Source organism: Streptomyces phaeolivaceus (assembly GCF_009184865.1).
Taxonomy (GTDB): domain Bacteria; phylum Actinomycetota; class Actinomycetes; order Streptomycetales; family Streptomycetaceae; genus Streptomyces; species Streptomyces phaeolivaceus.
Genome location: NZ_CP045096.1, coordinates 413,306 through 425,841 on the forward strand (window position 1 = coordinate 413,306; position 12,536 = coordinate 425,841).

At 72.1% G+C, this 12,536-nt stretch carries 7 protein-coding genes and 1 pseudogene; 2 read left to right on the top strand and 6 right to left on the bottom strand.

The features are described 5' to 3' along the window. Positions 1-9: 9 nt before the first annotated feature. Positions 10-1,524, bottom strand: coding sequence for an acyl-CoA synthetase (locus F9278_RS02280; RefSeq protein WP_152166752.1), 1,515 nt, complete (start codon positions 1,522-1,524; stop codon positions 10-12). Between the two features lie 229 nt (positions 1,525-1,753). Here F9278_RS02280 and F9278_RS02285 point away from each other — a divergent pair, with 229 nt between their 5' ends. Further along, positions 1,754-4,174 carry a penicillin acylase family protein gene (locus F9278_RS02285; protein ID WP_152166753.1) on the top strand — a complete coding sequence of 807 codons (2,421 nt, stop codon included), beginning with the start codon at positions 1,754-1,756 and terminating at the stop codon, positions 4,172-4,174. Between the two features lie 170 nt (positions 4,175-4,344). Beyond that, positions 4,345-5,121 carry an SAM-dependent methyltransferase gene (locus F9278_RS02290; RefSeq protein WP_193241341.1) on the top strand — a complete coding sequence of 259 codons (777 nt, stop codon included), beginning with the start codon at positions 4,345-4,347 and terminating at the stop codon, positions 5,119-5,121. Positions 5,122-5,182: 61 nt separating this feature from the next. Here F9278_RS02290 and F9278_RS02295 read toward each other — a convergent pair whose 3' ends face one another. From F9278_RS02295 to F9278_RS46770, 5 genes and pseudogenes are all read right to left on the bottom strand, one after another. Next, the gene (locus tag F9278_RS02295; RefSeq protein WP_152166755.1) at positions 5,183-6,739 is read right to left on the bottom strand and encodes an acyl-CoA synthetase; all 1,557 of its coding nucleotides are present in this window, start codon (positions 6,737-6,739) and stop codon (positions 5,183-5,185) included. Next, the gene (locus F9278_RS02300) at positions 6,736-7,848 is read right to left on the bottom strand and encodes an NAD(P)H-dependent flavin oxidoreductase (protein ID WP_152166756.1); all 1,113 of its coding nucleotides are present in this window, start codon (positions 7,846-7,848) and stop codon (positions 6,736-6,738) included. Before F9278_RS02300 ends, F9278_RS02295 begins: the two co-directional genes overlap by 4 nt. Positions 7,849-8,021: 173 nt before the next feature. Next, entirely contained in the window at positions 8,022-9,653 is a 1,632-nt protein-coding gene (locus F9278_RS02305) for a phytoene desaturase family protein (RefSeq protein WP_226966595.1), read from the bottom strand. 108 nt (positions 9,654-9,761) lie between these two features. Next, positions 9,762-12,047 carry a serine/threonine-protein kinase gene (locus tag F9278_RS02310; RefSeq protein ID WP_152166758.1) on the bottom strand — a complete coding sequence of 762 codons (2,286 nt, stop codon included), beginning with the start codon at positions 12,045-12,047 and terminating at the stop codon, positions 9,762-9,764. 56 nt (positions 12,048-12,103) lie between these two features. Next, positions 12,104-12,301, bottom strand: a pseudogene (locus F9278_RS46770) (oxygenase MpaB family protein); the annotation flags it as partial. Positions 12,302-12,536 lie beyond the last annotated feature (235 nt).

The following is a 12,536-nucleotide window of genomic DNA, read 5'->3' on the forward strand; positions in this document are numbered from 1 at the left end:
TCGATCTTCTCAGCCTTCGGTGAGGCGGTCCTCGGTGAAGCGGTCCCGCAGTTCCCGTTTGAGGATCTTTCCGCTGGCGTTGCGGGGGAGTTCGTCGACGAAGAAGACCTTCTTCGGGGCCTTGAAGTGGGGGAGTTTCTCGCGGGCGTGGGCGATGAGGTCGGCCTCCGAGGTGTCGCCGCGGCGTACGACGATCGCGGTGACGGCCTCGATCCAGTGGTTGTCGGGGAGGCCGATGACGGCGACCTCGGCGACCTGGTCGTGGGTGTAGAGGGCGTCCTCGACCTGGCGGGAGGCGATGAGGACACCGCCGGAGTTGATGACGTCCTTGACGCGGTCGACGACGGTGAAGAAGCCGTGGGCGTCGCGTACGGCGAGGTCGCCGGAGTGGAACCAGCCGTCACGGAAGGCCGCGGCGGTCTCCTCCGGCTTCTCCCAGTAGCCCTCGCAGAGCTGTTTCGACTGGTAGACGATCTCGCCGGGGGTGCCGTCGGGCACCTCCTCGCCGTCCTCGTCGACGACCTTGGCCTCGACGAACATCACGGGGCGTCCACAGGAGTCCATGCGGCCCTTGTGCTCGTGGGGGCCGAGGACCATGGCCAGCGGGCCGATCTCGCTCTGGCCGAAGCAGTTGTGGAAGGCGAGCTCGGGCAGCCGCTCCTTGAGGCGTTCGAGGACGGGCACCGGCATGATCGACGCGCCGTAGTAGGCCTTGCGCAGGCCGCTGAGGTCGCGGGTGGCGAAGTCGGGGCGGTTGGACAGGGCGATCCACACCGTGGGCGGGGCGAAGAGGCTGTCGGCGCGGCCCTCCTCGACGAGGTCGAGGATCCGGTCGCCGTCGGGTGCGTCGAGGATCGTGTTCGTGGCGCCGACCGCGAGATACGGCACCAGGAAGACATGCATCTGCGCGGAGTGGTAGAGCGGCAGCGAGTGCACGGGCAGGTCGCCCGCCTGGAGGTCGAGGGCGGCGATCGCGCTGAGGTACTCGTGGACGAGTGCGCGGTGCGTCATCATCGCGCCCTTGGGGAGCGCGGTGGTGCCGGAGGTGTAGAGGAGTTGGACGAGGTCCTCGGCTCTGGGCTCCTCGCCGTCGTACGGCTCGGTGGTGGCCAGGCGGGCGAGGAGCGAGTCGTCCGCGTCCCGCAGCGGCAGGGTGCGGGTGCCCTCGGGGAGGTTCCCGGCCAGGTCCGGGTCGGTGAGGACGAGGGTGCTGCCGGACTGGTCGAGGAGGTAGGTCAGGTCGTCGCCGGTCAGGTGCTGGTTGACCGGGACATGGACCAGACCGGCTCGGGCTGCGGCCAGAAAGGCGATGAGGTAGGCGTCCGAGTTGTGGCCGTAGGCGGCGACCCGGTCGCCCGGTTCGAGTCCGGTGTCGCGCAGGGCGCGGGCCGCGCGGGAGACCGCGTCGTCCAGCTCGGCGTAGGTCCAGGACCGTTCGCCGTACTGGATCGCGACCCGCGCGGGAATCCGCCCGGCGGTGCGCCGCAGCGTCCCGTCGACCGTCACACTGCGGCCAGCCGTCATGTCCCGTGCTCCTTCGTCCAGGTTCCGCTGCGATCCTCGTTCGGGCGCGCCAGCGAGGTCAAGCGCACCGCTCGCCCGACCGGGATCCGGCACACATGGCGGGAAGTCGCTCAACTTCGACCGTCGACCGGCGAGTCACCTTGAGGGCGGATCCATCACCCGTATGGACTACGCAGACATGTGTCGACACGCTCAACGTTCCTTTCCCTCAACGATGTTGGGAGCCTTCATGCGCACCCGCCTGAGACAGTTGGTGGTCTCGGCCGTCGCCCTGCTCACCGCCTCGGCCGTACTGCCCTCCGCGACCGCCGCCGGCGACGAACGGCCCGATGGGCGGCGCACGTCCCACGGTGGTCTGTCCGCCGTGATCCGCTACACCGAGTACGGCGTTCCGCACATCGTCGCCAAGGACTACGCGAACCTCGGCTTCGGCACCGGCTGGGCGCAGGCCGCCGACCAGGTGTGTGTGCTCGCCGACGGGTTCGTGACCGTGAAGGGGGAGCGCTCCCGCTACTTCGGGCCCGACGCCGCCCCCGACTTCTCGCTCTCCTCCGCCTCCAGGAACCTCACCAGCGACCTGTACTTCCAGGGCGTCCGGGACGCGGGCACCGTGGAGCGGCTGATGGACCTGCCCGAACCGCTGGGGCCGAGCCGCGCGGTCGAGGACCTGATGCGGGGCTGGGCGGCCGGCTACAACGCCTGGCTGAGGAAGAACCGGATCACCGACCCCGCCTGCGAGGGCGCCGCCTGGGTGCGGCCGGTCTCCACGGTCGACGTGTTCTCCCGGGCGTACGCCCTCGCCGTGCTCGGCGGCGAGGGACGGCTCGTGGACGCGATCACCACCGCGCGGCCACCCGCGTCCGGGGCGGCGTCGGGTACGGCCGCCGTGCCGGACGCGAAGGCCGCCGCCCGCGCCGCGAGCGAGCTGTTCGCCGCCGCCGACGCGGACATGGGCTCGAACGCCGTCGCCTTCGGCGGTGACACCACGGCGAACGGCCGCGGTCTGCTGCTGGGCAACCCGCACTACCCGTGGGCGGGCGGGCGCCGCTTCTGGCAGGCGCAGCAGACGATCCCCGGTGAACTGAACGTCTCCGGCGGCTCCCTGCTGGGCTCACCGATCACACAGATCGGGTTCAACACGAAGGTCGCGTGGAGCCACACCGTGGCCACCGGCGTCCCCATGAACGTCCATCAGCTGACGCTGGACCCGGCCGACCCGACCACGTATCTCGTGGACGGAAAGCCGGAGCGGATGACCAAGCGGACCGTCACCGTCGGGGTCAAGGACGGCACCCCGGTCACCCGTGTCCAGTGGTGGACGCGGTACGGCCCGGTCGTCACCTCGCTCGGCGCCGACCTGCCGCTGCCCTGGACGGCCGGCACCGCGTACGCCGTCAACGACCCCAACGCGGCGAACATCCGCTTCACCGACACCTCGCTGGGCTTCGCCAAGGCGCGTGGCACGGCGGACGTCCTCCGGTCCCTCGCCCGGCACCAGGGCCTGCCGTGGGTGAACACCGTGGCCGCCGACTCCGCCGGGCACACCCTGTTCACGCAGTCGCAGACACTCCCCCGGATCACCGACGAACTGGCGGCCCGCTGCTCGACGCCGCTGGGCAGGGCCACGTATCCGGCGTCGGGTGTCGCGATCCTGGACGGCTCGCGCGCCGACTGTGCGCTCGGCAGCGACGCCGACGCCGTGCGGCCGGGGATCTTCGGGCCCGCGAGAATGCCGACACTCAAGGACGCGCCGTATGCGGAGAACTCCAACGACAGCGCCTGGCTGGCCAACGCGGACCGGCCGCTGACCGGGTACGAGCGGGTGTTCGGCACCATCGGCACCCAGCGGTCGCCGCGGACGCGGGGCGCGGTCGAGGACGTGGCGGCGATGGCCGACAAGGGCGGTCTGACCGTACGGGACCTCCAGCGGCAGCAGTTCGCCAACCGGGTGCCGGCGGCCGATCTGACCGTCGAGGACGTCACCGCCGCGTGCGCCGCGCTGCCGGGCGGCACCGCGACGGGCAGTGACGGCACGGTCGTCGACGTGTCCGAGGCGTGCGGTGTGTTCGAGGCGTGGGACCGGACGACGGACACCGGCAGCCGGGGCGCGCTGCTCTTCGACCGGTTCTGGCGGCGGCTGAACGCCGTGGTGCCGCGTGCCCAGTTCTGGAAGGTGCCCTTCTCGGCGGCGGACCCGGTCGGCACCCCGCACACGCTCAACACGGACGCGCCGGGCTTCGCCACCGCCCTCGCGGACACGGTGCGGGACCTGCGGGCGGCGGACGTGCCGCTGGACGCGAGGCTCGGCGACCACCAGTTCGTGGTACGCGCCGGGAAACGCATCCCGGTGTCCGGTGGGACGGAGTCGCTGGGCGTGTGGAACAAGATCGAGTCGCCGTGGAACGCGGCCGAGGGCGTCTACCCGGAGGTCTCGTCGGGTTCCAGCCACATTCAGGCGGTCGGCTGGGACGGCGGGCGCTGCCCGGTGGCCCGCACCCTGCTGACGTACTCGCAGTCCTCGAACCCCAATTCGCCGCACCACCTGGACCAGACGCGGCTGTTCTCGGCGGAGAAGTGGGTGACCTCCCGCTTCTGCGAGAAGGACATCCTGTCCTCGCCGAGGCTGAGGGTGGTCCGCGTCGGTCAGTGAGCCTGTGGGTCAATGAGCCATTGAGCGAAGGAATATGGTGCCGCCCCGCCCGGGGCGGCACCATTCTTCTGTCAGCACCATGCCATTGGCATATAACCGATTGACCGTTCCCATGAGGAGGCCGCCCGGTGGCGCAGGACTCGTTACGTCCGGACACGGATTCGACGACCATGATCGACACGACGGTGCCGCACTCGGCCCGTATCTGGAACTACTGGCTGGGCGGCAAGGACAACTACCCCGTCGACCACGCGGCGGGCGACGCCTTCCGCGCGGTGTTCCCCGGCATCACCGACCTGGCCCGTGACTCCCGGGCCTTCCTGGGCCGCGCGGTCACCTTTCTCGCCGCCGAGGCGGGCATACGTCAGTTCCTCGACATCGGCACCGGTCTGCCGACGGCGGACAACACCCATGAGATCGCCCAGCGGGCGGCCCCGGAGGCACGGGTCGTCTATGTGGACAACGACCCGCTGGTCCTCACCCACGCGCGGGCGCTGCTGACCAGTACGCCCGAGGGGGCGACCGACTACATCGACTCCGATCTGCACGACCCGGAGACCGTGCTGCGGGAGGCGGCCAGGACCCTGGACCTCTCGCGGCCGGTCGGGCTGACGATGATGCAGGTGAGCGGCCACATCGCGGACTACGCCGAGGCACGCGCCATCATCGGCACGCTGATGTCCGCGCTGCCGTCCGGGAGTTACCTCGCGTTCAACGACAGCGTCGACACCAACAAGGCCAACGTCGAGGCGACGCGCGGCTACAACGAGAGCGGCGCGGTCCCCTACTATCTGCGCGGCCCGGCCGAACTCGCCGGATTCTTCGACGGTCTGGAGCTGCTGGAGCCGGGCGTCGTGCCACTGAGCGACTGGCGGCCGGACCCGACGGCGCCCGGCGGGGGCACGGGCGACGTCATCGCGATCGGCGGGGTGGCCCGTAAACGCTGACGCCACGCCGACGCCACGCCGGGGCCGCACCGTGGCCACGCCGTAGCCACCCCGGGGTCCGTCAGACGGTCTTCTGCCGGCCCTCCCAGTACGGCTCCCGCAACCGCCGTTTGTAGAGCTTGCCGTTGGGGTCGCGGGGCATCGCCTCGGTGAAGTCGACGCTCTTCGGACGCTTGTACCCGGCCAGTCGGCGGGTGCAGTGGGCGAGTATCTCCTCGGCCAGGACCGGCCCCGGGGTGAAGCCGGGCGCCGGCTCGACCACGGCCTTGACCTCCTCGCCCCAGTCGTCGTGCGGGATGCCGAACGCGGCGGCGTCGGCGACGGCGGGGTGGGTGAGGAGGGCGGACTCGATCTCGGCGGGGTAGATGTTCACACCGCCGGAGATGATCAGGTCGATCTTGCGGTCCCGGAGGAAGAGATAGCCCTCCTCGTCGATGAGGCCGAGGTCGCCGACGGTGAAGAAGTCACCGATGCGGTTCTTCCGCGTCTTGCCCTCGTCCTTGTGGTATGAGAAGCCGCCGGTGCTCATCTTCATGTAGACGGTGCCGAGTTCACCCGGCGGCAGCCGGTTGCCGCCGTCGTCGAAGACCGCGAGTTCGCTGATGGGCCAGGCCCTGCCGACCGTGCCGGGCTTCTTCAGCCAGTCCTCGGCGGTGGCGAAGGCGCCGCCGCCCTCACTGGCCGCGTAGTACTCCTCCACGCATTCGCCCCACCACTCGATCATGGCCCGCTTCACATGGTCCGGGCAGGGCGCGGCCCCGTGGATGGCGTGCCGCATGGACGACACGTCGTAGCGGTCGCGCACCTCCCCGGGCAGGGCGAGGAGCCGGTGGAACTGGGTGGGCACCATATGGGTGTGGGTGCAGCGGTGGGTGTCGATGGCGCGGAGCATCCCCTCCGGCGTCCACTTGTCCATCAGCACCAGCCGGTGCCCGATGTGCAGGGACGCGCCCGCGAACTGCAGCACGGCCGTGTGGTAGAGCGGCGAGCAGACCAGATGCACATTGTCGTCGAAGGGCCGGATGCCGAAGATGCCGAGGAAGCCGCCGAGATACGACTCCTCGGGGAGCTTGCCGGGCAGTGGGCGGCGGATGCCCCGGGGGCGGCCGGTGGTGCCCGAGGTGTAGTTCATGACCCAGCCGAGGGTGCGGTCGCCGGGCGCCGACTCGGGCTGTCCGTCGAGGAGTTCGGCGTACGGGCGGAATCCCTCGACCGTGCCTACGGCGTACCGGTGGTCGGCGGGCAGCTGGGCCTCGTCGGCGGCGGCACGTGCCGTGTCGGCGAACCGCTCGTGCGCGATGAGCACCTTGGCGCCGGAGTCGGAGACGATCCAGGCGATCTCGGGGCCGACGAGATGGTGGTTGACGGGGACGAGATAGAAACCGGCCTGGGAGGCGGCGAGACAGGCGACGAAGAACTCGACGCCGTTGGGCAGGACGGCCGCGAAGGCGTCGCCGCGTTCGAGTCCGGCCGCGCGCAGTCCGTGCACCAGCCGGTTGGTCTCGGCGTGCAGCCGCCCGGCGGTCCACTCCTCGCCGTCGGGGGCGATGAGCACCGGGCGGTCGGGGTCCGCGGTGGCCTGGGCCCAGAAGCCCTGCGGCGGTTGGGGTCGGCTCACAGCTCCGCGCTCCTTCCGGCGATCCGGTCGATGCGGTCCACGGCCTTCTCGAAGCCTCGGGTGAGGTCGTCGAAGACGGCCTGGACGCTGCGTTCGCTGTTCATCCGGCCGACGATCTGCCCGACCGGGGTGCCGAGCAGCGGCTCCACCTCGTACTTCTGGATCCGGGACACCGCCTCGGCGACCAGCAGCCCCTGGAGGGGCATGGGGAGGGTGCCGGGTCCGGCCGGGTCGTCCCAGGCGTCGGTCCATTCGGTACGGAGCTGTCGTGCGGGTTTGCCGGTGAGGGCGCGGGAGCGGACGGTGTCGCCGGAACCGGCGGCGAGCAGCTTCTCGATCAGCCGGGGCGAGGGCAGTTCGGCCTCGGTGGTGGTCAGCCAGAGCGAGCCCAGCCAGACGCCCTGCGCGCCGAGGGCGAGGGCGGCGGCCACCTGCTGTCCGCTGCCGATGCCTCCGGCGGCGAGGACGGGCAACGGGTCGACGGCGTCCACGACTTCGGGGGTCAGCACCATGGAGGCGATGTCACCGGTGTGGCCGCCGGCCTCGTAGCCCTGGGCCACGACGATGTCGATGCCCGCCTCCGCGTGCTTGCGGGCGTGGCGGGCGCTGCCGGCAAGGGCGGCGACGAGGACGTCCTGTTCGTGGGCGCGGTCGATGACGTCGGCGGGCGGGGAGCCGAGGGCGTTGGCCAGCAGCTTGATCGGGTAGTCGAAGGCGACGTCGAGCTGGTTGCGGGCGACCTGTTCCATCCAGCCGGTGATGCGCCAGCCGGAGGCCTCGCCCTCGGCGAGTTCGGGCACCCCGTACTTGGCGAGGGTGTCCGTGACGAACTGCCGGTGCGAGTCGGGGATCATCGCCTCGACGTCGGCCTCCGTGACGCCCTCGACCTTCTTGGCGGGCATGACGACGTCCAGGCCGTACGGCATGCCGTCGACGTGGGCCTCGATCCAGTCGAGGTCGCGTTTGAGGTCGTCGGGGGCGGTGTAGCGGACCGCGCCGAGCACGCCGAAGCCGCCGGCGCGGCTGATGGCGGCCGCTACCGCAGGGAACGGGGTGAAGCCGAAGACGGCGTACTGGACTCCGAGGTTGTTGCTCAGCTCCGTCTGCATGGTGCGCAGAATGCCGTAGTCCTCCGGAGGAGGGAAGGGGTTTTCTGATGCACCGTCAGATTCGGCTGGGCCGGGGCTCGTTGTGGAGGCGCTTGAGGGGGTGCCACGAAAGGTTGTACGGCGAGCGCGGGTCTGTGCGGGCTGGTCGCGCAGTTCCCCGCGCCCCGGACTGCCTACGGCAGATCGTCCGCGCCGCCCGCCTCCAGCACCGCCATCGCCGCGTTGTGGCCCGGGACTCCGCTCACTCCGCCGCCGCGTACCGCGCCCGCGCCGCAGAGGAGGATGTTGGGGTGGGGGGTTTCGACGCCCCAGCGGCCGGTGTTCTCCTGGGTGTGGGGCCAGGTGAGGTCGCGGTGGAAGATGTTGCCGCCGGGGAGGCCGAGGTCGCGTTCGAGGTCGAGGGGGGTTCGGGCCTCGACGCAGGGGCGACCGTCGGCGTCGGTGGCCAGGCAGTCGGCGAGGGGCTCGGCGAGGTGGGCGTCCAGCTGGGCGAGGGTGGACTTGAGGAGTTCCTCGCGTACGGCGTCGTTGTCGGCCTCGAACAGCCGCGCGGGGGTGTGCAGGCCGAAGAGGGTGAGTGTCTGGTAGCCCTGGTCGACCAGGTCCGGGCCGAGGATGGTCGGGTCGGTGAGGGAGTGACAGTAGATCTCGGAGGGCGGGGCCTCGGGGAGGGTGCCGGAGGCGGCCTGGGTGTAGGCGGTGGCCAGTTGGTCGTATCCCTCGGCGATGTGGAAGGTCCCGGCGAAGGCCTCGCGCGGGTCGACGGACTCGTCGCGGAGCCTGGGGAGCCGCTTGAGCAGCATGTTCACCTTGAGCTGGGCGCCCTCGGCGGGAGCGGGGGGTGCGTCGCCGGTCAGGGCGGCCAGTTCCCGGGGGGAGGCGTTGACGAGGACGTGGCGTGCGGTGACGGTGCCCTCGGCGTCGGCCGTCCGGTAGGTGATCTCGGCGGACCGTCCGTCGGTCTCGATCCGGCGGGCCTCGTGGCCGGTGGCGAGGACGGCGCCCGCGTCACGCGCGGCCCCGGCCAGTGCGTCGGTGAGCGCGCCCATGCCGCCGACGGGCACGTCCCAGGCGCCGGTGCCGCCGCCGATCACGTGGTAGAGAAAGCAGCGGTTCTGGCGGAGGGAGGGGTCGTGGGCGTCCGCGAAGGTGCCGATGAGCGCGTCGGTGAGGACGATCCCGCGGACCAGGTCGTCGGTGAAGGACGACTCGACGGCCGTGCCGATCGGTTCCTCGAAGAGGGTGCGCCAGGCGTCCTCGTCGTCGACGCGGTCGCGCAGGGCTTCACGGGTGGGCAGGGGCTCGGTGAGGGTCGGGAACACCCGTTCGGCTACGTGGGCCGTCATCCCGTAGAAGCGCTGCCATGCCTCGTACTCGCGGTCCGCGCCCGTGAGCCGCGCGAACGCCTCGCGGGTGCGGCGCTCGCCGCCACCGACGAGCAGGCCGGTGGGGCGGCCGTCGCGTTCGACGGGGGTGTACGAGGAGATCGTGCGGCCACGGACGCGGAAGTCGAGGTCGAGGTCCCGCACGATCTTCCGGGGCAGCAGGCTGACCAGGTACGAGTACCGCGACAGCCGGGCGTCCACGCCGGTGAAGGGGCGCGTGGAGACGGCGGCGCCGCCGGTGTGGTCCAGCCGTTCCAGCACGAGCACGGAGCGCCCGGCGCGGGCGAGGTACGCGGCGGCGACCAGCCCGTTGTGGCCACCGCCGACGATCACGGCGTCGTACGAGCCGCGCGGCCGGGGTCCGGCCGGACGTCCGGGCTGGGCTGCGGGTACGGGGGTGGGTGCGGGGGTGGCAGGCATGGCTCTTGGTAACACGCGGCGATCGGGGTCGGCCAGGGGGGTGGGGCAGCTGGATCAACGGGGGGGGGCGGGCCCGGGGGTGCGAGGTCCGGGGCGGGCGCTTCGGGGTCAGTGGGGGTCCGGGGCCTGTTGTCGGCGTAACGCCGCGACGCGGCGGTACAGGTCGACCGCTTCCTGCCCCCGGCCGAGTTGTTCGAGGCAGTGGGCCTCGTCGTTGCGGCTGGTGAGGGCGTCGGGGTGGGCGGGGCCGAGGACGTGTTCGCGGGCGTCGGCGACGCGGCGGTACTCGGTGAGGGCGTCGGCCCAGCGGCCGAGCCAGCCGAGGCCGACGGCGACCTCGCGGCGGCTGACGAGGGTGTCGGGGTGGTCCGGGCCGAGGACGCGCTCGCGCAGGGCGCACACGTCGCGGGACTCGGCGAGGGCCTCCTCCCAGCGGCCGAGGCGGCCGAGGTTGACGCCGAGGCCGTGGCGGGCGCGCAGGGTCTCGGTGTCGGCGGGCCCGTGGACGCGGGTGCGGTCGTCGACCAGGGCGCGGTAGAGGGTGAGCGCGTCGGTGCTGCGGCCGAGCCGGCCGAGGCTGATGCCGACCTCGTGGCGCGCGGCGAGCGTGTCGGGGTGGTCGGGGCCGAGGGCCTGGGCCCGGGTCTCGGCGACCTCACGGTAGGTCTCCAGGGCCTCGGGCCAGCGTCCCAACTGGCCGAGCGCGTAGCCGACCTCGTACCGGGTGACGAGGGTGTCGGGATGGTTGGCGCCGAGCACGCGGGCGCGGGCGGCGGCGACCTCGCTCGCCATGCGGTACGAGTCCTCCAGCCTGCCGAGCCTGCTGAGGTTGAAGGCGAGGTTGTGGCGGCAGCGCAGCGTGTCCGGATGGTCCGGCCCGGCGAGGCGCTCCCGGGCGGCGAGCACCGACGTATAGGCCTGGTGGGCTTCGAAGTGGCGGCCCAACTGGCCCAGCACGTAAGCCATTTCCTGCCGGGAGGCGAGAGTGTCGGGGTGGTCGGGCCCGAGGACGTTCGCACGGGCGCGGGCGACGTGGGCGAACTCCCGCAGCGCGTCGGCGGGGCGACCGGTACGGCTGAGGGTGAAGCCGACCTCGTAGCGGCTGGCGAGGGTGTCGGGGTGGTCCGGGCCGAGGGCGTGTTCGCGTTCGGCGGCGACCGCGCGGTGCACCTCCCCGGCCTCCGTCCAGCGGCCGAGGCGGCCCAGGCTGAGGCCCGCGTTGTGCCGCCCGGTCAGGGTGGTGATCAACTCCGGTGACGGGGTGGGCCGTTCGGTGCGTACGGACCGCTCGACGCGGCCGGTGGCGGGGCGGACGATCCACTCGCCGGTGAGCCCGGCGGAGGCGTCAGGCGGGGTGAGGCCGCCGCCCCGTTCGGTGCCGGTGGCCTTGTGGCCGGTGGTCATCCCCCGGGTCCAGTACGGCAACCGGGGTTCGCGCGACGGCGGTTGCCCGGGGCGTCGCCAGGGCCCGGAGGTGGCCTCGGGGACCTGGGGGCGCGAGACGGCGGTCGGCACATGGACGCGGTCCGGGGCCGTGGCGCCGGCCGCCCGCCCCTCCCCGACCCTGCGGCCCAACTCGCCGGCGTCGTGCGGTCGTTCGTCCGGCTCCTTGGCGAGCAGGTCCAGGATGACGCGGTCGAGGTACGCGGGGATCTCGGCGCGGTGGCTGCGCGGGGGCGTCGGCTCGGTGTCGCGGTGGCCCATCAGGACCGCCCAGGCGTCGTCGAGGTCGAACGGCGGTGCCCCGGTGACGATCTCGTAGAGCACACAGCCGAACGAGTAGAGGTCGCTGCGCTGGTCGACCTCGTCGCCGCTGATCTGTTCCGGCGACATGTAGTGCGGGGTGCCCATGGCGATGCCGGTGCCGGTGAGGCGGGAGGTGAAGGTGACGTCGCGGCCGAGGCGGGCGATGCCGAAGTCGCAGATCTTCACGGTGCCGTCGGTGAGCAGCATGATGTTGGCGGGCTTCAGATCGCGGTGCACGATGCCCTGCCGGTGGGTGTAGGCGAGGGCGGCGGCCACTTGGGCGGCGATCTCGACGACCTCGGGGACGGCCAGCGGATGGTGCCTGTTGTCCTCCAGGAGCTGGCTGAGGTTGCGGCCCTCCAGCAACTCCATGACGAGGAACAGCACCCCGTCGGACTCGCCGAAGTCGTGGACGACGGTCACCCCCCGGTGCTGGAGCGAGGCCGCGACGCGTGCCTCGCGCCGGAAGCGTTCCCGCAGGACCCGGGTGAAGGACTGGTCGGGCTGGGTGTTGACGGGCTTGAGGCACTTGACCGCGACCAGTCGCCCCAGCGACTCGTCTCTGGCACGCCAGACCTCGCCCATCCCCCCGCGCCCGATCAGATCGAGCAGCCGGTAACGGCCCTGGATCAGCCTGGTGTCCCCCATCGCCAACGATCGCCCCCGTAGTCGGCCCCGCCCCCTGGCCCGTCCAGTATGGCGGTCTATCTGCCGACTTTGTACGGTGCCGGGCGGGAGTCGGGGCCGAGCCGTGCCATGGCGCGGAGGATGTGTCGGGGCGGAGGTTGGCGGCGCAGCCGGGCGGGAACACAGCGCAGGAGGGTTCCGGTGCGCCGCAGGCGACGGGTGACCACGGCCGGTGCGGGACCCGGTCTGCCGTACAACGCGTGGGCGTACGGCGGCGGGGAAGGCGTGTCACAGGGCCTGGGGCACCCGCGGCACCGGCCACCAGATCGCCGAGGGCGACTGGGAAGTGCGCCGGAGCGTGGTGTTCCACGGCCACCGCTGGTACGGCACCGGTTGCCGGACCGAGGCCGAGGACCCTGACGGCGGCGGGAAGACGGACGACCACGTCTGCCTGGCCGACGGGCCTGATCAGGAGCCACCGCGACGCCACGGGGCCCGCCGGCGGCCGGC